The sequence below is a fragment of the Hyunsoonleella jejuensis genome (assembly GCF_900111025.1).
Lineage (GTDB): Bacteria > Bacteroidota > Bacteroidia > Flavobacteriales > Flavobacteriaceae > Jejuia > Jejuia jejuensis.
In genome coordinates, this window is the sequence record NZ_FOFN01000003.1 from 191,741 (window position 1) to 217,840 (window position 26,100).

The 26,100-nt window shown below is 34.8% G+C and carries 13 protein-coding genes; 12 read left to right on the top strand and 1 reads right to left on the bottom strand.

The window, feature by feature from the left end; genetic code table 11:
- Nucleotide 1: 1 nt before the first annotated feature.
- The 12 genes from BMY39_RS10945 to BMY39_RS11005 all read left to right on the top strand — a co-directional run bounded on the left by BMY39_RS10945 (nucleotide 2) and on the right by BMY39_RS11005 (nucleotide 25,195).
- Entirely contained in the window at nucleotides 2-1,225 is a 1,224-nt protein-coding gene (locus BMY39_RS10945) for a Gfo/Idh/MocA family protein (protein WP_092579566.1), read from the top strand.
- A 259-nt stretch (nucleotides 1,226-1,484) separates the two neighbouring features.
- Nucleotides 1,485-5,018 carry a family 78 glycoside hydrolase catalytic domain gene (locus BMY39_RS10950; protein ID WP_092580257.1) on the top strand — a complete coding sequence of 1,178 codons (3,534 nt, stop codon included), beginning with the start codon at nucleotides 1,485-1,487 and terminating at the stop codon, nucleotides 5,016-5,018.
- Nucleotides 5,019-5,025: 7 nt separating this feature from the next.
- Nucleotides 5,026-6,879 carry a DUF5060 domain-containing protein gene (locus BMY39_RS10955; RefSeq protein ID WP_092579568.1) on the top strand — a complete coding sequence of 618 codons (1,854 nt, stop codon included), beginning with the start codon at nucleotides 5,026-5,028 and terminating at the stop codon, nucleotides 6,877-6,879.
- 182 nt (nucleotides 6,880-7,061) lie between these two features.
- Nucleotides 7,062-8,033, top strand: coding sequence for a Gfo/Idh/MocA family protein (locus BMY39_RS10960; RefSeq protein ID WP_092579570.1), 972 nt, complete (start codon nucleotides 7,062-7,064; stop codon nucleotides 8,031-8,033).
- A gap of 3 nt (nucleotides 8,034-8,036) precedes the next feature.
- Nucleotides 8,037-9,392 (top strand): family 43 glycosylhydrolase, encoded by a 1,356-nt coding sequence (locus BMY39_RS10965; RefSeq protein WP_245738266.1) that lies wholly within the window; start codon nucleotides 8,037-8,039, stop codon nucleotides 9,390-9,392.
- A 21-nt stretch (nucleotides 9,393-9,413) separates the two neighbouring features.
- On the top strand, nucleotides 9,414-11,678 hold the full coding sequence (locus BMY39_RS10970; protein WP_092579572.1) for a glycoside hydrolase family 3 N-terminal domain-containing protein: 2,265 nt from the start codon (nucleotides 9,414-9,416) through the stop codon (nucleotides 11,676-11,678).
- A 5-nt stretch (nucleotides 11,679-11,683) separates the two neighbouring features.
- Nucleotides 11,684-12,811 carry a glycoside hydrolase family 88/105 protein gene (locus tag BMY39_RS10975; RefSeq protein WP_092579574.1) on the top strand — a complete coding sequence of 376 codons (1,128 nt, stop codon included), beginning with the start codon at nucleotides 11,684-11,686 and terminating at the stop codon, nucleotides 12,809-12,811.
- Nucleotides 12,812-13,329: 518 nt separating this feature from the next.
- Complete coding sequence (locus tag BMY39_RS10985; RefSeq protein WP_092579576.1) at nucleotides 13,330-15,969, top strand: hypothetical protein; 2,640 nt, start codon at nucleotides 13,330-13,332, stop codon at nucleotides 15,967-15,969.
- Nucleotides 15,970-16,024: 55 nt separating this feature from the next.
- Nucleotides 16,025-17,782, top strand: coding sequence for a sulfatase family protein (locus tag BMY39_RS10990; protein WP_092579578.1), 1,758 nt, complete (start codon nucleotides 16,025-16,027; stop codon nucleotides 17,780-17,782).
- Between the two features lie 86 nt (nucleotides 17,783-17,868).
- Nucleotides 17,869-21,324 carry a glycosyl hydrolase gene (locus BMY39_RS10995; protein ID WP_092579580.1) on the top strand — a complete coding sequence of 1,152 codons (3,456 nt, stop codon included), beginning with the start codon at nucleotides 17,869-17,871 and terminating at the stop codon, nucleotides 21,322-21,324.
- 163 nt (nucleotides 21,325-21,487) lie between these two features.
- Nucleotides 21,488-23,047, top strand: coding sequence for a T9SS type A sorting domain-containing protein (locus tag BMY39_RS11000; protein WP_177176589.1), 1,560 nt, complete (start codon nucleotides 21,488-21,490; stop codon nucleotides 23,045-23,047).
- Between the two features lie 234 nt (nucleotides 23,048-23,281).
- On the top strand, nucleotides 23,282-25,195 hold the full coding sequence (locus BMY39_RS11005) for an ulvan lysase-like protein (RefSeq protein ID WP_092579584.1): 1,914 nt from the start codon (nucleotides 23,282-23,284) through the stop codon (nucleotides 25,193-25,195).
- On the opposite strand, the gene BMY39_RS11010 is transcribed toward BMY39_RS11005, so the two are convergent.
- Entirely contained in the window at nucleotides 25,196-26,071 is an 876-nt protein-coding gene (locus BMY39_RS11010; protein WP_092579586.1) for an AraC family transcriptional regulator, read from the bottom strand. It abuts the gene before it with no gap.
- Between the last annotated feature and the right edge of the window lie 29 nt (nucleotides 26,072-26,100).

Consider the following 26,100-nt stretch of genomic DNA (forward strand, 5'->3'; position numbering starts at 1 on the left):
TTTGAAAAGACGCTCATTTATTAAAAAAACAGGAATTGCAACTGTAGGTATTGCAGGTACAGGTTATCTATACGGTGGTGTTTTGTCTAATATAAACGCTAATAGCACTATAAATATTGGTGTTATTGGCACAGGAGATCGTGGTGGTGGATTGATGTCAATTATCAATTCAATAAAAGGTGTTAATGTTATTGCGGTCTGTGATGTTTTACCGTTTAGATTAAATAAAGGTTTGTCAAAAGCTAATTCAAATCCTATTGGCTATTTAGATTATCGAAAACTTTTGGATAATAGAGATGTTGATGCTGTTATTGTAGCAACACCATTTAATACACATTCTAAAATAGCAATAGATGCACTAGATGCTGGTAAACATGTGTATTGCGAAAAAACCTTGGCTAAAGGTTATGATCGCATAGAAGCGCTAGTAAATAAAGCAAATCAATCTAAACAGATATTTCAAACGGGGCATCAGTACCATAGTTCGAGGTTATATACACATGTGGTGGATTTAATTCAACAAGGGAAAGTCGGTAATATTACTGCATTCGAATGTCAATGGAATAGACATGGAAATTGGAGAAGACTAGTTCCAGAACCAAAGTACGAAAAAGCAATAAATTGGAGAATGTATAGAGAATTCTCAGGTGGACTTACTGCTGAGTTGTGCTCTCATCAAATAGATTTTGTTAATTGGGTACTTAATGAAACTCCTAATCAAGTTATGGGCGTTGGTGGAGTTGATTATTGGAAAGACGGTAGAGAAACCTATGACAATGTACATTTAATGTATAGCTACCCAAAAGGAATAAAAGCAAAATTTACATGCCTTACCAGTAATGCTAAAGATGGCTATCAAATAAAAGTAATTGGAGACAAGGGAACCATTATTATTGATACTAAAAATGCATGGTTTTATCCAGAAGGTATAAAGAAGAATAAAGTGGTCACGGATGTCGATGGTGTTAGTGGAGCTACAGCACATTGGGATAAGGAAAAAGGTTCTAAAATAAATCTAGAGCATTTAGATCCAAGTAAACAAGCATTACTTGATTTTAAAACTGCAATAAAAGATAATACAAAACCCATATCAGATCTAACTACTGGAGCAAAAGCTGCTATTTGCGTTCAAATGGGGCTTGATGCTATGTACAATAATAAGATCGTTAAATGGAATAAAGATATATTTCCAAAGCTACAACAGACGAGAATAATAGAAAGGTAATTCTATATAGAGACAAGGTTAAAAACTCAATTACTGTTAGGTATGGTTATGAAGATTGTTTTGAAAGCAATTTAAAAACTAAATCAGGGTTGCCTATTTCTGTTTTTCAAACCAATACTCTGTATATTTTTGAATAATTAAATAAACGTGTCAGGACACAACAGGACAGAATTTATCCTTCGAAATTATAATTTTAACTGCTTTGATTTTAAAGCAGAATAATCGTAAATACAACAACTTGATTTTAAGAAAAATTCCTATGCGAAAAAATAGTTTTTTAATCCTAATTTTAAGCATTTTATATGCTGTAAGTCCATTGAGTGCTCAACATAAAAATGGCAACGAAAAGCCTAATATCATTTTTATCCTTACTGATGACCAGCGATTTGACGCTATTGGTTACGCTGGGAATAAGTATGTTGAAACACCACAAATGGATGATTTGGCAAACTCAGGAACTTATTTTCATACAGCCATAGTTACAACTCCAATTTGTGCTGCAAGTAGAGCTAGTATTTTTACTGGCCTTCATGAAAGGGCGCACAACTTTAATTTTCAAACAGGAAATATTAGAAGCGAATACATGGCGAATTCATATCCAACCCTATTGAAAAATAATGGCTACTACACAGGGTTTTTTGGTAAATATGGTGTGCGCTATAATGATTTAGATAAGCAATTTGACGAGTATGAAGATTACGATAGGAATAACCGCTATAAGGACAGAAGAGGGTACTATTATAAAACTATAGATAACGATACGGTACATTTAACACGGTATACAGGACAGCAAGCGCTTAATTTTATAGACAAAAACGCTTCAAATAAAAAACCATTTTGTTTATCATTAAGCTTTAGTGCGCCACATGCGCATGATGGTGCACCAGAACAATATTTTTGGCAGAATACTACAGATAATTTATTGTCTGATACCACAATACCTGGACCAGAACTAGGAGATGATAAATATTTTGAAGCGCAACCTGAAATAGTAAGGAAAGGATTTAATTGGTTACGTTGGACATGGCGTTACGATACTCCAGAAAAATACCAACACAGTCTAAAAGGGTATTACAGGATGATTTCTGGAATTGATTTAGAAATCGCTAAAATTCGAGAAAAATTAAAAGAAAAAGGACTTGATAAGAATACAGTTATTATCGTCATGGGTGATAATGGCTATTTTTTAGGCGAGCGTAAATTAGCAGGAAAATGGCTAATGTACGATAACTCCATTCGTGTGCCTCTAATTGTTTTTGATCCAAGAGAAAATACCCATCAAGATATCAATGATATGGTATTAAATATTGATGTACCTCAAACCATAGCTGATTTGGCAGGTGTTAAAGCACCCGATACATGGCAAGGTAAAAGTTTATTGCCTATAGTAAAGCAAGAAACTAATACTATTGCTCGAGACACCATTTTAATTGAGCATTTATGGGATTTTGAAAACATTCCACCAAGTGAAGGTGTGCGAACCAAAAAATGGAAATACTTTAGATATGTAAACGATAAAACCATAGAAGAACTTTACGATTTAGAAAAAGATCCAAAAGAGATTAAAAACTTAATAGGGAAGAAAAAGTATACGGAGGTAGCTAATAAACTAAGAGCAAAACTTGATGAGTTAATTAAAAAAAACAGTAACGAATATAGGGCAGCACCAACTGATTTAACTGTTGAATTAATAAGAGAACCTGCTACGGATGTTGAAATTTTCGATTTAAAACCAGAATTTGGATGGACGGTACCTTTAGGTGCTAAATTTCAAGGTGCATATCAAATTTTAGTAGCATCAAACCAAGAAAGTATTAATGCTAATAATGGTAACGTTTGGGATAGTGGTAGAGTAGCATCACTAAAATCTACAAATGTGGAGTATAACGGTAAGCCTTTAGAAATTGGAAAATCATATTATTGGAAAGTTAGAATCTGGGATGAAGAAAACAGATTGGTAGATTATTCCGAACCTCAAAAATTTACAACTGGTAAGAGCGATAGTTACATCATTTCAACAGAAAATAAATATAATATTGAAAAGATTAAACCAGTCAAGTTTGAGAAACGAGGAGATGTCTATTTTATAGATTTTGGCAAGGCGGCTTTTGCGACCATCGATTTCAACTACACAGCTAAAGAACCACACACTTTAACTGTTAGAATTGGTGAAATGCTAGATGATAAAGGTAATGTAAACAGAACGCCTCCGGCAAAAAGTAACATTCGTTATCAAGAAATTAAGGTTGATGTAACTCCGGGAAAAACAAAATACCAAATAGAAATTAACCCAGTTCCAGACAAACGTATGACGGGACCTAGTAAGGCAATTCCATTACCAGAAGATTGGCCTGTTTTACAGCCGTTTAGATATGCAGAAGTTGAAGGAGCCAAAACTGCTTTAAAAGCAGAAGATTTCGAACAATTACGATACACAAGCTATTGGGATGATAATGCAAGTAGCTTTAAAAGTAATGACGATATTCTAAACCAAGTTTGGGATTTCTGTAAATACTCTATTAAAGCCACTACTTTTGCGGGCCTTTATGTAGATGGTGACAGAGAGCGTATTCCTTACGAGGCAGATGCGTACCTAAATCAGTTAAGCCATTATACAACCGATAGAGAATATGCTATCGCAAGGCGTACTATTGAGTATTTCATGAAAAATCCAACATGGCCGACAGAATGGCAACAACATGTGGCGCTATTAATTTATGCAGATTACATGTACACCGGAAATACGGAATTAATAGAGCGTTATTACGAGCCATTAAAGCATAAAACGCTTTATGAGCTTTCCAATGAAGATGGGTTAATAACATCTACAAAAGTTACAGAAGAGTTTATGTATAAGCTAGGATTCGAAAAAGGTTATAAAAAACCATTGACGGATATTGTAGATTGGCCTTCAAAGAATTTTGCAGGAAGTAAAACAAAAGGAGAACGTGATGGTTTTGTGTTTAAGCCTTACAGTACAGTTATTAATGCGTTCTTTTATGAGAATATGAAAATCATGGCTGAGTTTGCTACTTTATTAGGAAAAACACAAGAAGCCTTAGATTTTGAATATAGAGCGGCAAAAGCTAAAAAAGCAGTAAATGAACAAATGTTTGATAAAGAACGAGGTATTTATGTGGATGGCATTGGTACCGATCATGCCTCATTACACGCTAATATGATGCCGCTAGCTTTTGGGTTAGTACCAGAAGAACATTTTAGTTCTGTTGTAGATTATGTAAAATCTCGTGGCATGGCTTGTAGTGTTTACGGTGCGCAATTTTTAATGGATGGTTTATACAATGCGGGTGAAGCAGATTACGCCTTAGAGCTATTAGCCAGTGAGGCAAAAAGAAGTTGGTACAATATGATTCGTATAGGCTCAACAATTAGTTTGGAGGCCTGGGATTATGAGTATAAAGTTAACTTAGATTGGAATCATGCATGGGGCGCAGCACCAGCTAATGTGATACCAAGAGGGTTGTGGGGTATAAAACCAAAAACGGCTGGTTTTGGTATAGCGACTATCAAACCACAAATGAGTAAATTGAAATCTAGTGAGATTACTGTACCAACGGTAAGAGGGGCAATAAAAGCTAGTTACAAGTACAACAATCCACGATTGCAAACCTATGAAATTGAAATTCCAGGAAATATGGTCGCTGAATTTTCGCTGAACAATTTAGATGGTAAAGATTTCATTCATAACGGTGAAAAAGTACCATCAGCTTTTGATTATATTAGGTTGTCACCAGGTAAGCATACCATTCAACTAAAAATAAATTCGTTTTAATTAAGTAATGGCAAAACGTTTTTTCATAATTGTATGTGCTGTTTTAGTCTTATTTTCTTGTGAAAATTATAAAGAAGTAAACATTGATGGGGAATTAAAAAAATGGCATAGAGTTACCTTAAACTTTGAAGGTCCTCAAACTAGTGAGATGGATGAGAACAATCCATTCTTAAACTACCGGTTAGATGTTACTTTCAACAATGGTGAAGAAACTTTTGTTATTCCTGGATTTTTTGCTGCCGATGGTAATGCAGCTGATACCAGTAGCGATACTGGTAATATCTGGCAAGTTAGATTTACACCAAATATTACAGGAGAATGGACGTATGCAGTTTCTTTCAAAGAAGGCGAAAATGTTGCCATAACTGAAGATATTACTAATGCCTCCAGCGCTGGTTTCATGGATGGGCAAACAGGAAGTTTTGTGATTGCAGAATCTGATAAAACAGGAATAGATAATCGTGCTAAAGGAAGACTTGAATACGTTGGTGAATCTTATTTAAAGTTTGCCGAAAGTCAAAAATACTTCATAAAATTAGGTGTTGATGCTCCTGAGAATTTATTGGCATATACAGATTTTGATGTTTCAACAAACGCATTAGGTTTTCAAAAAGCATGGGAACCACATGCAAAAGATTTTGATGAAAGCGCCACACCATATTTATGGCAAGACTCTAAAGGAAAAAACCTTTTAGGTGCTATTAATTATTTAGCGAGCGAAGCGCTTAATGTGTTTTCATTTTTAACCTTTAATGTAGATGGAGATGATAGGAATATATTCCCTCATTTACTAAAAGTGCCTATTGAAGACTACGAAAGCTATGCCAGTGTAAAGAAAAATAAGGAAGCTTGGGAAACCATGTTTCATAAAACAAGATTTGATGTTTCAAAACTAGACCAATGGGAACGAATTTTCGAATATGCCGAAACAAAGGGCATGTTTCTTCATTTTAAAACCCACGAAACTGAGACAGACCATTTAATGGATAAAGGTGTTTTTGGAACGGAAGGTAAATTGTACTACAGAGAATTAATTGCAAGGTTTGGCCATCACTTATCCATGAATTGGAATTTAGGAGAAGAAAACAATCAGCCAATTGAAGAGGTTATTAAAGCAGCCAATTATGTTTCAAAGTTAGATGCTTATAACAGTCATTTAGTTATTCATACATTTCCCAATAAAGATGATAGGTATGAAGAATTAATAGGAAATCAATCGCCATTAACAGGGGCGTCATTACAATTAAGTCATCCAGAATTTATTGATGTTCATCCAAGAGTTTTAAAATGGCGAAATAAATCAAACTCCACAGGGAGAAAATGGGCGTTAGCAGTTGATGAACCAGGGAAAGCTAATATTGCATTGTTGCCAGACGATGAAGACCCAGAGCATAATTATGCCAGAGGTAGAGCTATGTACGGTACACTCATGGCGGGTGGATACGGGGTTGAGTGGTATTTTGGCTATGCAAGTCCAAATTCTGATTTAACGTGTCAAGATTTTAGAAGCCGTGATTTATTTTGGGATCAAAATAGATATGCATTGCACTTTTTCAATACCTATATTCCATTTTGGGAAATGGAACCTCATGACGCATTAATTTCGAGTAATGGAATTGCTTACTGTTTTGCAAAAGTAGATGAAGTTTATGCAATTTATGTTGAAGCTAATGCAGATAAATTAACTTTAGATTTGGGGAATTCAGGAAAAACGTTCAGTATAAAATGGTTTGATCCTAGAAATGGAGGCTCGCTTCAAGAAGGTTCGAATACTTCAGTAATTGCAACGGGTAATGCAGAATTAGGAGCTCCGCCATCTTCACCCGAAAAGGATTGGATTATTCTGATTCAAAAGACTTAGATAAGAAGTGTTTACTTCATTCGAAATGAACCAATATTGATGAATGAAGCTTAAAAAAGAAAACGCTTTATAGGTATGGCTTTATTTAGTCAGTTTTCTTTGGTATTAACATAACAGTACAGGACGGGTTTTGGTGTGCCCTAAATTATCTTTAGCTTTTAAATTTCATCTAGATAAAATACATGAATTCGAGCATTATCAATTGGGGAATTATTGGTTGTGGCGATGTTACTGAAGTTAAAAGTGGTCCTGCTTTTCAGAAGCTAAAAGGTTCTTCCTTAGTCGCCGTTATGAGAAGGAATGAAGAAAAGGTAAAAGACTTTGCGAAAAGACATCAGGTGCCAAATTATACAACCAGTGCTTTAGAATTAATCAATGATGAAAATGTGAATGCCATTTATATTGCAACACCGCCTTCTTCTCATTTAGATTATACATTACAAGCCATTCAAGCAAATAAAAATGTGTATTTAGAAAAACCAATGGTATTGAATAGTAATGAAGCTAAAGTACTTTTAAATGCATTGAATAAAAGTGATACAAAAGTTACAGTAGCCCACTATCGCAGAAATTTACCTTTATTTATCAAGGTGAAGGAATTATTAGATGCCAAAAAAATTGGCAAAGTAGTTTCGGCAGAAATTGATATTGCACAATCTAAAAATGCAAATTTAATAGCCAAAACTGATAAAAACTGGCGTTTAAATCCAGAAATTTCGGGTGGTGGATATTTTCATGATATTGCTCCTCATCAAATAGATTTAATGTATTATTATTTTGGAGACATAGACATGGTGAAAAAAGTAGCTGTTCCAGAAAATTCTTCTCCAAATGATGTTGTAAAAGGGGAGATTGACTTTAAAAATGGTGTTCAATTTAAAGGAAGTTGGAATTTTGTAGCTTCTGAAGATAGTGATAGATGCGCTATTATTGGAGAAAAGGGTGCCATAACATTTTCTTTTTATAGCGATGAAATAAGAGTTGAAACCAATAATAAAACGGAAACTTTCAATTTTGAAAATCCAAAACATGTTCAGCAACCTATGATAGAACAAGTGGTTGGTTATTTTTTAGGACAAAATGAAAATCCGTGTTCGGTTGAAGAAGCGGCAGTAGTGACTAAAATTATGGATACCTTTTGCGGAATTGAATAAGTAATGAAAAGAGTTTTTAAAATAACAAATGGAATTGTAGGTACAATGTTATTGGTTATAACATCTGTATACTCGCAAAATCCAATAGTCCCAAATGTCGGGTTAAACGATCCGCATATTCATATTTTCAATGATACCGCTTACGTGTATGCTTCACATGATAAATCCATTAAAAACGATAAGTTTATCATGGAAGATTGGTGGGTGTGGTCTTCGACCGATTTGGTGAATTGGACCAAACGCAGTGTTTTAAGTCCTAAAGACACCTATATTGGAAAAGAATTTTCAAGATGTTGGGCTACCGATGCGGCCTATAGAAATGGGAACTATTATTTTTATTTTTCCGAAGGGAACGAACAAACGGGTGTAGTGGTTGGAGAAACACCAGTAGGTCCTTGGAAGGATGTATTAGGCAAACCTCTATTATCCTCAGATTTAACACCTACGCATGAATACGATATGGCCATTTTTGAAGACAATGGTGAACATTATATCATTTTTGGTGTATGGGATTATTACATAGCTAAGCTCAACGAAGACATGATAAGCTTAGCAGAATCGCCAAAGAAAATAATTATTAATAATCCGAGAGGACCTTACAATCCTGATGGTAGCAATACAAAAATGCCAACAGACGATAAGCCTTTTGTGCATAAGTATAACGGAAAGTATTACTTGTCTTGGGGTTGTTTCTATGCCATGGCAGATAATGTATACGGGCCTTATGATTACAAAGATACAGTTATAAAAGAGGAGAGTTTTGCCGAAGGCTTTGATGCTCCAACATGGCCAAATGGGTTTTTACAAGGGCGTCACGGGTCCTTCTTTGAGTGGCACAACCAATGGTATTATATTTATTGTGATATAAGTCAAACAGGAAATCGTTATTTTAGAGATAGCTTTATAAGCTATTTACATTATAAAGACAATGGCGAAATGGCAACCATAAGAGTAGATGGCATTGGCGTTGGAAATTATAACGCTAATAATAGTATTGAAGCTGAAGACTATTTTAAATCCGAAGGCATTATTAAAATTGAAAATACCATTGGAGGTTTTTCGATACAACCTCAATACGATAACAGTTATACCATATACTCAAATGTAAAAGGGTTGAATGATAAAAATAGTTTAGAGCTACAAGTGATAGCTCGTGAAGCTGCCCAAGTTGATGTTAGAGCAGATAGCACCAACGGTAAATTATTATTTACTTGTAATGTGCCTAAAAATGATATGTATACGCTTCAAAATAGAAGGTTTGACATTGAAAATATAGAAAATACACAATCCATTTGTTTTGTGTATAAAGGAATAAAAGATAAATCGTTTATACTAAATAGATTTCAATTTAAAAATTAAACAACTACTAAAAACTATAAAATGAAGAAATTATTTTCGTTATGCTTATTAATCAGTATTGCTGTTACGTCTTGTGGGGAGACTGTTTCAAAAGATTATAAAGACGCTTCTTTATCCATTGATGAGCGCGTAGAAGCATTATTGCCAAAATTATCCCTTGAAGAAAAAGTAGCACAAATGCGCATTTTTCATGCCAACATCGGTACCAAACCTGATGAAAATGGTAACTTAAAATTATCAGACAGAGTTATAAAAAAACTAAAGCTTGGTATTGCAGGTATTAAAAACCCAGGAGAACATATTGATGCCGTAGCCGCGGCTAAAATGAATAATGAACTTCAAAAGTATATTATCGAAAATAACCGTTGGGGTATTCCAGCGCTATTCGTAACAGAATCATACAACGGTGTAGATGCAGAGGGTTGTACGCGATTCGGTCGCCCAATGACATCGGCAGCATCGTTTAACCCAGAATTGGTACAACGCCAATGGGATGTTGTAGGTAGAGAAGCCCGATTGCGAGGGATGCACATGTGTCATTCACCAGAAGCTGATGTGGTGCGCGACCCGCGTTTCGGACGTATGAGTGAGGCCTTTGGAGAGGATACGTATTTAACAACGCAGATGGTAATCAGTGCCGTTAAGGGTGTACAAGGAAATTATGAAGGTTTAGGAAATGGAACTCATATTGGTGCTGTAGCAAAACACTTTGCAGGATACGGACAAGTATTAGGGGGTTCTAACTTTGCGGCTATCGAAATTTCTGAACGCACATTAATAGACGAAATTTACCCACCGTTTGAAGCTGCTGTAAAAGAAGCAAAAACTTTAGGAATTATGGCGTCGCATGGCGATTTAAACGGTGTGGCGAGTCATGGAAATCCAGAATTGTTAACAGGAGTACTTCGCGATCAATGGGGGTTTGAAGGGTATGTGGTTTCAGATTCTAATGATATTGCACGTTTGTTTTATTTCATGAATGTTGCCGAAACTCCAGAAGATGCAGCACAAATGGGCTTAGAAGCAGGAATTGATATCGATTTATATGCTGAGGATTCTTATGCGTACTTACCAGAAATGGTAAAGAAAAACCCAGAACTTGAAAAACTAATTGACAGATCTGTACGTCGTGTATTAAGAACAAAATTCATTTTAGGACTTTTTGATAATCCTTACATCAATATTGAAGATGTTGAGAAAGGTAACAGAGCAGCGTCTTCTTTAGCATTAGCAAAAGAATCAGATTTAGAATCTATCATTCTATTAAAAAATGAAGATAAAGCGTTGCCTCTTTCAAAAGACAAATCTTTAAAAGTAGCTTTATTAGGGCCTCTATTAAAAGAAAACACAAAAGAAATGTTTGAATCTGTTGCGGGTTCAAATGTAAAATTCATTGCAGAAAAAGGATTCAATTTAACGAATCAAAAGGGTGGCGCTCCAGAACTTTTAGAAAGAGACCCAAAAGCCATAGCAAATTTGGTAAATAAAGCAAGGTCTGCAGATGTTTCAATACTATTTTTGGGAGGTGATGAGTACACTGCAAAAGAAGCTTATTTTAGTAATAGTACATTAGGCGATCGTGCTACTATAGACCCTGTTGGCCCTCAAGATGAGCTCGTAGAAAGAATCAAGGCTTTAGGTAAACCAGTGATTGTGGTGTTAAAGCACAGAAGGACCTTATCGATTAATGTAATAGCAGAACAAGCCGATGCTATTTTAGATACTTGGGATTTAAGTGAATTTGGGGACGAGTCTACAGCTAGAATTATTTTTGGAGAAGTTTCTCCTTCTGGAAAGTCGCCTGTAACCGTTCCAAGATCTATAGGGCAATTACCTTTTCATTATAGTATGAAGGAAATCAATTATAAAAAAGAATATTTGTTCCTTGGTAAAGGGCCATTATACCCGTTTGGTCATGGTTTAAGTTATGCTAATTTTGAATATTCTGATATTAAAATTTCAAACCCTGAAATTACTCCAGATACTGAATTGGAAGTAAGCGTAACTGTAACTAACAATAGTGGTGTAAAAGCCAAAGAAGTAGTTCAAATGTATATTAAAGATGAGATAGGTTCGGTTACTCGTCCAGATAAAGAGTTAAAAGGCTTTGAGAAAATAGAACTCGACGCAGGAGAAAGTAAAACCGTTTCATTCACGATAACACCAAAAATGTTAGAATTTACGGGGATTTCAATGGAAAAAGTTTTAGAAGCAGGCGATTATACCGTGATGCTAGGAACCTCTTCGAAAGATTATTTAGAAACTACATTTAAACTTAAAAAATAGACATCATGAATAGAACCATTTTAACACTGTTAGCAGTTGTATTGTTATTTAATTGTTCAACAGCTCAAAAAGTAGCGGATACTCAAACTGTTGATAAGGTTAGTGTAAAAGCATCTATGATAAAAGCGCTAGAATGGCAAGAAGCGCACCCTATTTTTGCAATAGCTCCTACAGATTGGACCGCAGGAGCCTATTATACAGGTGTTGCTAGAGCACATAAAGCTACGCGAGATATGATGTATATGGCAGCTTTAAAAAACCAAGGTTATTGGAATAATTGGGAAACTTATAAGCGTTTACATCATGCTGATGATGTAGCTATCTCATACAGTTACCTGTATATTGATGCGAATGGGGGGCGTAAGAATTTTGTGGATTTAGAACCTACAAAAAAGTTCCTTGACGCACATTTATTTGAAGATGATAATTGGAAAGCAGGAACTGATAAAAGTAAAGAAGGTAAAACTATTTTATGGTGGTGGTGTGATGCGTTGTTTATGGCACCTCCTGTGTTAAATTTATATGCTAAACATACAAATCAACCTAAGTATTTAGACGATATGCATAAATTTTATATGGAAACATATAATCAGCTTTATGATAAAGAAGAACGTTTATTCGCAAGAGATATGCGCTTTGTTTGGCAGGGAAATGCTGACGATACAAAAGAGCCCAATGGGAAAAAAGTATTTTGGTCTAGAGGGAATGGTTGGGTAATAGCTGGTCTGGCTTTAATTTTGGATGATATGCCAAAGGATTATGAGCACCGACCGTTTTATGAAAAACTATATAAAGAAATGGCTACTAAAATGTTAGCCATTCAACCAGAAGATGGATTGTGGAGAACTAGTTTACTTTGTCCAGAAACATACGACCATGGCGAAGTGAGTGGTAGTGGGTTCCATACATTTGCATTGGCATGGGGTATTAATAACGGTTTAGTAGATAAAAAGCATACGCCGGCAGTAAAAAAAGCATGGAACGCACTTAAGGCTTGCCAACACGAAGATGGTCGCGTAGGCTGGGTACAGAATATTGGAGCTTTCCCAGAGCCAGCATCCGCCGATTCTTGGCAAAATTTTGGAACAGGCGCCTTTTTAATGGCAGGTAGTGAGATTTTGAAGCTAGAATAAAACTACAAAATTAGGATTGAATATTGCCTCCTCGCTATAAAATGGCGAGGAGTTTTTTTAATTAATCTGATTTTCAGAATAGTACAGGATACTTTGTTAATGTTTAATCTATATATTACATAAATATTTGATAATAGGATAAATAGTGCTTGGTTTTAAATTAAAACTAGGATTTAATTTAGCTAATAAATATGAAAAAGACTACTTTATTCAAAAAGCCATCCTTTATTTTTTTATTATTATTAGGATGCATAATATTCTTCCATTTAAAAATAGAGGCAACGGAGAATTCGTTGATTTATCAAGATTTTCCAAAGGAATATATTTTTTAAAGACAGAAGATGGGGTTACCAAACGCCTTCTATATAGATAATTCGGTGAGGCAAGTTCAATTATAAACTATAACAATGAAATTTCTCAAAATTTGCACATTATTGAGTCTTTTTTTTGTTTAAAACAGTGTAAGTTTATATTACTAAGAATCAAAGTTTAAGATTAAATTCATTAACACAAATAACATGACAAAGGAGCTCAAAGCTTTTTATTATTTACTGAGTCTTCATTTTTTTGCAATTCCTTTTGTTTATGGTCAAACATTAAGTCATGAGCAGCTTATTACAAATAATGAAATAATAATTGTTGACAGAACAGGTGTTTCAAATGATACAGAGACCCCGGTTACTTTTGGTAAGCTTGAATTTTTAAATGCACTTAAGGCAACAGCAGTAAATATTTCGAAAACCGAAGAATGGTCTGGATTAAATAACAAAGTGTTTTTGGTTTTAGGGTCTTCACAAGATAGTCTAGTAAAGAGTTTATTGGCTGATAAGTTAAATAGTTTAAAGAATAAACCCGAAAGTGTATTTTATCAATGGGTTGATGTAGATGCCGGTAAGGCTCTAGTAATAGGAGGTACAGATTTTAAGGGAACAATGTATGCCTTTAATGAAATATCTGAACAGATAAAAGACAAAGGATTATCTGCTTTGATTAATTTAGAAAACACTTTGGAATTTCCAGATAATAAAGTGCGAGGTTTAGATCGTTTTATTAAAGATGAAAACGATGACGAATGGTTCTTTTCTGAAGAATTTTGGCAGTATTATGTCCAACAGCTAGCAAAAAACCGTTTTAACAGGTTAACACTTATTACAGGTTATAATGATGGAAAAAAAGAAGACTTCATGATACCTGTTTATCCTTATTTTTTTCAAGTTCCAGGTTTTGAAAACATAGTGCTCAAAAAGAATTTAACAAAAACACCTGAGGCATATACGAATCAATTAAGAAGGATAGGAAAGATAAGTCATAATTATGGGCTTGAGTTTGTATTCGGAATTTGGGGCCATGGTAGAAGTGAAAGTCTTATCGACGGGTTACCAGAAAACGCAAATCAGTATACTGAATATTGTTCTAAAGGCATGCGAGAATTATTAAAAAGAGTGCCTGAAATTGATGGTATTCAACTTCGTGTAAATTATGAGTCAGGTGTTGGCGGGTTTGGAAATACCGCAGATGAATTTTGGAAGGAGATAATTTATGCCATAGGAAAAGCTAATAGCAATAGAAATGGTAATCTGTTTTTAGATATTAGAGCAAAAGGGTTAACTAATAATATACGTAAATGGGCTACTGAAACTAAGATTGATTTTACTGTGACAAGTAAATATACATGGGAAGGTGTAGGGCTCCCTTACCATCCATTGCAAATGCGAAAAGCGGAATTAGACTTAATCAATAATTTTGATAAACGACAACGTTATGGGTATGCCGATTTTTTAAACGAATCGCGCAATTTTGATTTTATTTATCGTTTATGGGGCATTGGTACCACAAGAATGTTCACTTGGGCAGATCCTGATTATGTAAAACGATTTTCGCATTCTACGAGTTTTGGTGATAGTAAAGGATTTCAAGTTACACCGCCCATGGCTAGAAAAGATAATACGTGGCCTCTGTTTTCAGATAAATCAATGGTTTATTATCAATGGGAAGACCAACGCTACTGGGCTTGGTATCGATTATTTGGAAGGTTGGGCTATTCCACTAAAACCAATCCTGAAGTGTGGCAAAGAACGTTTAAAGAACATTACGGTAAAGCGCACCAAAAAATGTCAGACGCATATGCAGCAGCAGGCAAAGTATTGCCACTAATTACATCATCTCATCTTACGAATCATCCAGCCAACTATAATTGGGCTGAAATGGATAGTGGTGGCGCTCTTTTTAATGCTCATAATACAAACCCGCTTCATAAATCAAAAAATAGAACATATCAATCTGCAGAGCCAGGAGACCCTGGAATGTTTTATATAATTAGTGATTATGTGCAGGATGTGCTTAGTAATACCATACAGCCTAAGATAACGCCAATTCAATTAGCAGATTACTATAAAAAAATAGCTGATGATATATCAGAAAATATACTATCTATAAAAGAGGAAGATATTCCAAATCAATTTCAAAAGGAATACAAAACCAATGTTTTAGATTTAACAATAACATCAGCACTTTCAATGTATCATGCAGAAAAAATTATGGCATCTCTAAATTATGTGTTTTTTGAAGAAACAAAAAACAAGGAATATTTACATTTAAGTATTCTGCATTTAGAGAAGGCAAAGTTAAGTTGGGGCGCTATTGTAAATGCCACAAACAAAATTTACCATTCATCTCCACGTTTCTTGCATGACAATGGTACTTGGAAAGATAGGCTAATAGAACTGGAAAAAGACTTAGATAGCCTTATTGAAATAAATGGAAATTCTAAACAAATTACATTACAAAATAAAACTCGCGCATTTGGAAAAACCAGTATAACATTTAGTAATGGTTTTGATGCTGTGGTTCCAAGTGCAATTACGTTAAAAGATTCTTTACAAGTAATTTTTAAAAGTAATAAGTTCGTTAAAGAATCTCAAATCCCTAGAGTACATTATAGAATGGCTGATATGACTTTGGGAGTATTTAATAAGCAAAAGATGATTTGGAACGGGAGTAATTATATTGCTCAAATCCCTCTAGAAAATCTTAATCCAGATTATGATTTACTTGTTTATTTCACGTGTATTACAACTAACGAAGAGGTTGTTGTATATCCTGGGATATTTAATAAAAAACAGAATGAACCATACTATACTATTGAAATTGAAGAATAAGTTTATAAAATAGTGTTCATAAATAGAATAATGCTTCAATTGAATACATAAGAATATGAGAATTTTAAAAATTGCGTTGTTACTGAGTTTGTTGGTAACAAGCTGCCAAACGAAAAATAAAGAGACGCAAAAAGACGTAGAAACCGTTTTAGAATTACCCGAACGTCCAAATATTTTATGGTTAGTAACAGAAGATATGGGCGCTTACATTCCGCCGTTTGGAGACTCAACCGTAGTAACGCCAAACTTAAGTAAGTTAGCAAGTGAAGGTGTTGTCTATCCAAACTTATATTCTACCTCCGGTGTTTGTGCACCAAGCAGAGCGGCAATAGCTACAGGAATGTACCCATCGAGCATTGGAGCAAATCATATGCGGGTTAATTCGTACACAAAAGAAAGAGGGCTGCCTGCTTATGAAGCTGTTCCGCCTTCAGAAGTTAAAATGATAAGTGAGTGGATGCGTATGCAAGGTTATTATTGTACCAATAACTATAAAACCGATTACCAGTTTAAAGAACCTGTTACCGCTTGGGATGAGAGTAGTCCTTATGCGCACTGGCGCAACAGAAAAGATAATCAGCCGTTCTTTTCGGTATTTAATTTCACAGAAACGCACGAATCAGGCTTGTTTGAGCCTTATGGCTTTAGAGAAATTGAAACCCGTCATTACTACGCTGGAGATGAAGACTACAAATGGAAAAACTTTGGTAAATCCCATGCCAATAATAGAATGAACGAAGAAGACACGCCAAAACATCTTCCGAAGGATACTAAATTTGATATTCCTCCCTACTTACCCGATACGGAAAAAACACGTCGCGATATGTGGAAACTCTATAACAATATTGCTGAAATGGATAAGCAAGTAGGCGCTGTGTTAAAGCAGTTAGAAGATGATGGGTTGCTTGAAAACACCATTATTTTTTTCTATGGAGACCATGGCGGTCCACTACCAAGAGAAAAACGATTGATTTACGATTCTGGGTTAAATACACCCATGATTATTCGTTTTCCGAAAAAACTCCAAGCAGGAACAAAAGATGATCAATTAATAAGTTTTGTCGATTTTGCACCAACCTTATTGTCCTTAATCGGTGAAGCGCCAAAACCATACATGCAGGGGCAAGCATTTTTAGGTAAGTATAAAACAAAAGCCCGCGATTATATTCATGCAGCGGCAGACCGTTTTGATGCAGAAACCGATGTGATTAGAGCTGTACGAGACAAGCAATTTAAATACATTAGAAATTACCGTCCAGAGCAAGGATATTATCTACCTATTGAGTATAGAGAACGTATTCCGACAATGCAAGAATTGTTGCGATTGCGTGAAGAAGGTAAATTAAATGAAATTCAAAGCCAATGGTTTAGGGGAAGCAAGCCTCAAGAAGAATTATTCGACTGTTCGGTGGACCCATACGAATTGAATAATATTGCAAATAACCCTGCATATCAGGACAAAATTAATGAGTTAAGAACTGAAATGGATAAATGGCTCAAAGTTATTGGAGATAATCCTAATTTACCTGAAAGGGAATTGATTAAGAAACTCTGGAATGGTAAAACTACACAACCAATAACATCTGCACCTGTGATTAATAACGATAATGAAAAAATTTCAATAACCTGCGAAACAGAAGGTGCTTCCATTGGGTATAAAATTGTGAAATCTGGAGAAAAAGTACCGCCATCTTGGGAGGTGTATCAAAAACCATTAGTATTACCCGAAGGCACAAGATTACAGGTGAAATCGCATCGTATTGGGTTTAAAGCTAGTGCTATAGTTACTTATCCCATTATGGCATCTAATTAGGATATTCTTGACTTTTACATGATGCAACAGGATACTTTATTTTAATAATATGACTTATTTCCAAGACATAATAATTGTTCGTTAATATGAAGTATGTTTTTTCCCTGTTTTTAGTATTGTTTTTAGTTTTTGGTTGTAAAACAGAAAATAATGAGGTAACCAATGCTATTGGAAATTTAACATTGCAAGAACTAAAGAATGAGTTTAATAACCCATCTAAAAAATACTATCCAGAAACCTGGTTTCATCTAAACGGAAATAATATAAGTAAAGAAGGCCTAACCTTAGATTTAGAAGCTATAAAAGAAGCTGGTCTTCAAGGAATTCATCTATTTAATAAAGCAGGACGACTATATCCTAATGTAGAACCCATTAAAATTTTATCACCCGAATGGGAGGATATGATTCGTCATACGGCTGACGAATGTAAGCGCTTAGGGTTAAAATTCACCATGCAAAATTGTCCAGGTTGGTCTATGACGGGCGGCCCATGGGTGCCTGTTGAAGAAGCACAACGTGAAGTTGTAGAAACTGTTTATCATATTTCGGGAAACAAAACATTTGATGAAGTTTTAAAAATAGATTCCCTATATAAAACGCCAGATTATGATTATAAAGATATTCAAGTATTGGCATTTCCAACAGTTGAAGGTGACGATTCAGAACCATTTAATCCTTCAAAAATTGAAACAAATAATACAGTGGTACCTTGGGAAGATATTTTTAACCCTAATTCAAAAATTAATGTAACAAGAACTACAACGCGACTAGATAAACCTTTAGAAGCGTATAGAGCCAATGGTATTTCAAAAATAAACAATCAAGACGCTTGGGTAAAGGCTACTTTTAATGAAGCAATTACATTACGAACAATCACTTTACCGCAATCGCGTCATATTATTATGGGCACAGAATACCCTAAACTAGATGTGGCTATTAAGGTTGAAGCATTGATTGGTAATAGATTAACAGCAATTACTACTATAAATTTACCAGACGCTAATTGGAATGATAGGAGAAAACATTTAACGCTAGCCATTCCTGAAACTACTTCAAATACATTTGTATTTACATTTGGGGGTAAACATACAATAGCTCCAGAATTTATCCGACTGAGTTCAAAACCGAAATTTCATAATCATGAAGCAAGAGCAGCAAAAGTATTAAGACGCCTTGAAAAAAATGTGCAATATGATTATGCTGAAAACACCATAATTTCATCTGAAAATATTATTAATCTTACAGATAAAATGACTTCTGAAGGAAATTTAACTTGGGAAGTTCCTAATGGAAATTGGACCATCGTGCGTTTTGGGCATATTAATATGCGCTTAACCAATAAACCTGCAGTTCCAGAAGCTACAGGTTGGGAATCCAGCAAGCTTGATAAAATTGCCATTGAGAATCATTTACGAAACGGGATGATTGGTAATTTAATAAAAGATGGCGGTCCAATTGGTAATGGTAAATTACATGGATTACTTATTGATAGTTGGGAAAGTCATGTACCTACTTGGACTATCAATTCTGAGGACATGTTTTTTGAATTTGAAACCCGAAGAGGCTATAGTATGAAAACATACTTGCCTACAACTATGGGATATATTGTGGATAGCCCTGAGATAACCACTAAGTTTTTAAGAGACTTAAGACACACCATGGATGAAGTGTTTATTGATAATTTCTTTAAACATTTTGCAACAGTAGCGCATGATATGGGGGCTGAAGTATATACCGAAGGTGCAGGAGGCGAAGTGCTGCCCATAGACCCTATGCGTTATTATGGCGTTAGTGATATACCTATGACAGAGTTTTGGTATCCTAAAGCACCATCTGCTCAAAACGAATATGCTAAACCAATTTACAACGCAGCATCTGCAACTCACCTTTATAACAAGCCAATGCTTGCTGCAGAAGCTTGTACACAACTTGGTGTAAAATGGAACGAACATCCGTTTTCTGTAAAATATTTAATAGACTATAATTTTGCAAAAGGGGTTAATCATTTAGTATTTCATACGTTTTCTCATACACCGCAAACCAATGTTTATCCGGGGTCAAGTTTTGGTGGACATATTGGGTTTCCATTAGTAAGGCAACAAACTTGGTGGGCTTATATGAACGATTGGACAGAATACTTAAGTAGAAACCAATTTGTATTACAACAAGGTGAATACGCGGCTGATGTACTTAGGTATTACGGTGATCACTATGAACGCCCACCATTCGATTTAGATTATTTCCCCAAAGGCTATAGGTTTGATTATTTAAATGCTGAAGTCCTTCAGGAAAAACTAAGTATTAAAAATGGTAAAATTCATGTAAAAGATGGAGGGGACTATCGCGTGATCACATTAAGAGATTCTAAACAAATGTTGCTGTCTACCGCAAAAAAATTGAAAGATTTAGTGGAAGGTGGTGCTGTAATACTTGGTGACAAACCTTTAGATTCACCAAGTTTAATGGATGATGAAAATGATTTAAAAAGTCTTCGTACTATTGCAGATGAACTTTGGGGAGATTCTGAAAGTGGTGTAAAACAAATAGGTAAAGGAAAAGTATATTGGGGGAAAACATTAGATGAGGTGCTTGAGGCAGAACGTATTGCTCCAGATGTAATTGTACCTGAAGGTTTAGAGATTAATTGGATTCACCGAAAAACTAATGATGCCGATATTTATTTTGTTGCTTCCAAAATGGATAAACCAGTTGATGTGTCTCTTAGTTTTAATGCAAAAGGCAGTCCTCAAATATGGGATGCTTTTACAGGAATTCAAGAAGATGCTAAGGTTTGGAAGGCTTTAAGCGATAGAACAAATGTGGCCTTATCATTACCATCAAGCGGATCTGCAATAATTGTTTTTACTAAAGCTGATAAAACACCATTGGCTTCAAAAGTTGTTTTAGAAGATGAGGTTATTTTAAACGCTGAAATGGGATGGTTTAGAATACTTGATACTGAAAATTTACCAGAAATAGCATTTAAAGGTGATGAACTTATTACTACGCATTCGGGCGAATACAAGTTTTATCAAGGTAAAGAGGTTATTTCAAAAACTATGGAAGTTCATAAAAGAAATCTTCAGTTAGATTGGACTTTAAGTTTTGAAAAAGGTTGGGAAACTCCTGAAACTTTCGAAATAACAGAATTAAAGTCATTAACTGAATTATCCAATGAAGCCATAAAGCATTATTCTGGTACAACTACCTACTCAAAATCCATACAAGTAGAAACGGAAGGCAAACCTGTATTTTTAGATTTAGGTAAAGTTGCTAATATTGCAGAGGTATTTTGCAATGGTAAAAAAGTAGGTGTAAAATGGGCGCCGCCATTTGTTTTTGATATTTCCAATGTGATTCAAAAAGGAGTAAATAAACTCGAAATTAAAGTGACAAATACTTGGAGAAATCAGCTCATTTTTGATAATTCTCGACCAAAGGATAAAAAGAAAACATGGACTACCAACCCACCTAAGAAAAATGAAATCGAGTTAGAATCTTCTGGTTTAATTGGACCTGTTGTTTTAAAGCTGATTAATTAATAGTCCTGAAATTATGAGAAAAATTCATTAGGTTTTTATGCTTTTTTTTTTTAAATAGGGCTGGCTTGACTTGAGGTCAGCATAGTTCAGGATAGCAATGTTTAGTTTATTAATTAATTTCGAATTCTATAAAATTGTCTAGGTAATACAACTAATGATGGCTATGAAAAAAAATACTCTCAAATCTTTTATATTTTTCGGTTTTACCCTTTTCTCACTTTTTTTAAAAGCGCAAACAGCTCCTGATGAAGATACAAGTACAGATTTAACTTGTCCAGCTTCAGGGGAATTCGAAAACAATAATACTAGAAATGTAGATGTGTCAAACCCTGATAATGTTGGGACTGTTGACGATAGAAGTTGCTACTCCGATTACTCAGAAAGTAATGTTTATGGAAAAACTTGGGGCGTTTATAATATTACTGTTGGCTCTAACCACTGGGATGCTCCAAACACCTTACAACCCAGAATAGAGCGCTCCTTACCTAGATCTGGTGAAACAGGTGTAGGGAGTTATGCCAGATTTACTGGAACGTTTAGGATTTTAGAGGTAGGTGATGCTGGCAGTTTTAGTCAAGATGGAACTTATATAGCTCAAGCCAAAGGAAAGCATACAGGTGGAGGTGGTCCGCCAGACCCGGCAATTTGTTTGTATTTAGCTAAACCCGTTTATGGCACCGGTATAGATGCAGATAAGCAAGTTGCATTCGATATTTATGCGGAACGTATCTTAGAGAGGGGCGGATCAGGTAGTGGAAGGGAAGTGGTTTTTTTAAAGCGAGTAAATAAGGATGAGGAAATCGATTTTGAATTAGAGGTAGGTTTTAGAGTAGATCCAAACGATGCTACAAAAAAAATTCATTATTGTGATGCAGTAATTGGAGGTGACCCTTTTAATTATGAAATTCCTGATCCAGAAAGAGGATTAGAATCTGGTATTAGGTATGGTGTATATCGCGTTAAAGGAGGTAGGGCACAAATTAGGTGGGCAAATACAACATATCAAAGAGAGGAAGTTGTAGATAATTCTGGTACACCGCCTTCTGATAATATTTTTAGGTTAAGAAACCTGGCCACAGGGCAATTTCTAACGGCTGTAGGATCAAGTGCTGAACCAGTTGTAATGACAGACTCAGGTGAAGCTCAAAACACACATTGGACCTTCGTAGTAAGTGGAGCATATTTTAATATCGATAGTGAAACTGTTGGTATTTTGCGTGCACCAGGTGCTAATTTTTCTGGAGGTGCATATCGTGTCGTTAGCACTGGAGCAGCAGCTCCATCAAGTGATACAGATAAAACATGGACTATAGAATATAACGACACCGAAGACACTTATAGATTTGAATCTAGAACTAATGGTAGATATTTGTATCAAGAAGTAGATGGAACCGTAACACATAGTATCGTTCCAGAATCAGATACCAGAAGCGTATGGGAAGCTATTCCAACAAGTGTAGCGCTAAGTGTTGATGATAATGAATTTTTGTCATCAACAATAAAAGTTTATCCTAATCCTTCAGCGGATAGATTTACCATAGCTTTTAAAAATATGAATGGAGTAAAAGTTAGTATTTATGATATTTTAGGAAAGGTTGTTTATCAAAACTCTACCAGTAATAATAAACTTGAAGTTGATAATCATTTTGAATCTGGAGTTTATCTTGTTAAGGTTGTTGATGATACCAATAAAGTGTACCACACCAAACTCATAAAGAGATAATATACTTTCTACAATTTATATTAAAAAAGCCAGAAAACGATTTTCTGGCTTTTTTTAATGGAATAATACAGGACAAAACAGGACAGATAAATACCTAATTTTAAATACTTTTCAAAAGGTAATAAATTATGTGATTTATTAAATATGAAATAAGCCATATCAAGAAGTTGATACCAACCAAAATAATTATTGGCAAATTATATCTGACCAATAAAAAACAGTAAAATTTAACAGATGAAAAGACGTAACTTTATACAACTATCAACACTGGCAGGAGTAGGGATTTCTCTTCCGATAGCTGGAATTTTAAATGCATGTGAAAATCATCCTGAACACTCTCTAGAATTCAAAAATCTAATTTCAGGTCTTTTGAAAGACTGGTGTGATGGGATGATAAAAGTACAAATTAATAACCCTTCTAATTTGGAAGAACATGGCGCTTTAGGTTGCCCGTCGTGTTCACATATACATGGTCGATGTATGGATGCGGTGTATCCATTTTTATATATGGCTGATATATCAGGAGATGTAAAATATACTGAAGCTGCCAAATTAGTTATGACTTGGGCAGAAAATAATGTTTCTCAAGATGATGGGGCTTGGACCGTAATTAAAAATCCGAAATCTTGGAAAGGAATTACCGTTTTTGGAGCAATAGCTTTAGCAGAAGCATTGCATTATCATGGTCATGTTTTAGACGAGGCAACGCAAAAAGAATGGACAGCACGTTTAGAAAAAGCAGGACAATTTGTATATGATACATTTACTATAGACTTTACTAATATTAATTATCCAGGAACAGCCGTCTATGGTTTAAATTTAATGGGTAATATTTTAAACAGAGACGATTTTAAAGCCAAGAGTAAAAAATTAGCTTCTGAGGTAAAAGCATATTTTACTGCAAATGAAGGCTTATTGTTTGGAGAATGTAAAAAGAGTTCTAGTAAACTAAGCGAAAAAGGATTACATGGTGTTGATTTAGGATATAATGTAGAAGAAACCTTAAACAGTTTAGTAATGTACGCGCTAAAAGAAAAAGATGAAGAGCTACTACAAATATTAACAAAATCGTTGAACAGTCATCTAGAATTCATGTTACCAGATGGAGCTTGGGATAACAGTTGGGGTAACAGAATGTATAAGTGGAGCTATTGGGGAAGCCGCACCTGTGACGGAAGTCAACCAGCCTTTGGGATGATGGCGCACATAAATCCTGCTTTTGGAACAGCTGCTGTAAAAAACACGGAACTGTTGCAACGCTGTACAGCAGATGGACTTATTCATGGAGGGCCTGGTTTTGTGGAAGCTGGTATTCCTCCTTGTGTACACCACACGTTTACGCATGCGAAACCTTTAGCAGCATTGTTAGACCACTGGGGTCATTTACCAAAAATTAATTCAAACGCTAGTTTACCAAGAGCTACCGCAGATGGTGTAAAGCACTTTAAAGATTTAGATGTATACCTTTTTGCAAGAGGGGATTGGAGAGGAACTGTAAGTGCTTACGATGCAGAGTACCATTACAAAGAAGATTTTCGTCAAGCTTCTGGTGGTGCATTAGGTCTATTATATCACAATAAAGTGGGTTTGCTATGTGCTGCTAGTATGGCAAAGTATCAAATGGTTGAGAAAAATAATCAACAAGCACAACCAGGAAAAGATATTTGTTTAACACCTCGGGTTGAAACATTTATAGATGGAGTTTGGTACACAAATTTATACGATTTACCAGCTACAGTTACTTCTAAAGATGAAAATGACACTATTGAATTGGTTGCAGATGTAAAATTGAAAAATGTAGCTAGAGAAGAAGTAAAAGAAACAGCTTCTAAATTCGATATTAGATATAAGTGTGATGTAAATCAAACGGTAATTTCAGTAAAAACAGACCAGAATATTACTTCGCCAACTGCTTTTGTATTACCTATTGTTTCGCCAAACAATGAGGTTGTTTCTAGTGTAAGCGATACGGAAGTTACCATTCAAAAACCTGAAGGATTAGTTACTATTAAAGCCAATGCTCCAATTAAATTGAAGACGCTACAAAGTAAAAGAACCTTTAATATGGTGCCTGGTGTAGAAGCTCTACCTTTCGAAATCTTTTTTGATGAAAAGAAGGTGTTAGAAATAACAATTACAATAAGCTAATTAATTTGATGAATTTCTAAATTTTCCTGGAGCTAAACCAGTTTTATTTTTAAATAAGCGATTAAAATAAACGTCCGATTCAAAACCGAGTTCAAAAGCAATTTCTTTTTGGCTTTTTGAGGTATTTAAAAGTAATTCTTTTGATTTTTCTATTTTAAGAAGCAAATGGTACTGTAATGGCGAAATACCTGTTTGCTTTTTAAAATCAATCCTAAATTTGGAATAACTTACACCTAATTCTTGTGCTACTTTTTTCAAATTTAAAGTTGAATAAATATTTTTGTACATGATGCTTTTGGCTTTTGCTACTAGCGAGTTTAAACTTTCAATATTACTGCCACCACTTTTAATATTATATAAATCAGCCATAAGCTGCAGGCAAATGCCCGATGCTGTGCGCTGAAAACCATAAGGTTCTTCATCAAATAATTTAAAGAGCGAATTAAAATGTTGTAATATAGAAGGTTTGTTACACTTTGATATTACAGGTTCATTTGTACTGAAAAACCCATTTGATAGGAATTGAGAAGCAATCTTACCTGAAAATCCTACCCATCGTTCAGTCCAACCTGTACTTTTTTTTGGTTTATAACGGTGCCAGATACCAGGAAATAATAAAAAAGCATCACCATCGGATACGTTTATTTTTCCCGTAGCCTTACTTTCAAAAATACCTTCGCCCTTAGTGATTAGAACTATATGAAATTCGTTTAATATACGCCCTTTATCCCATGTAAATATATATTGGTCTGGGTGATCTTTAGAAGGATATTCTGTGTTTTTTTCAATAACATTTCGTCCTAAATTATTAATATAAAAGCCCCATAAAGTTTCTATATTACTGGTTATTAAGTATTTTCTGTATTTATTTATCATATCATTTTGTGCAACTAATATATCAATTT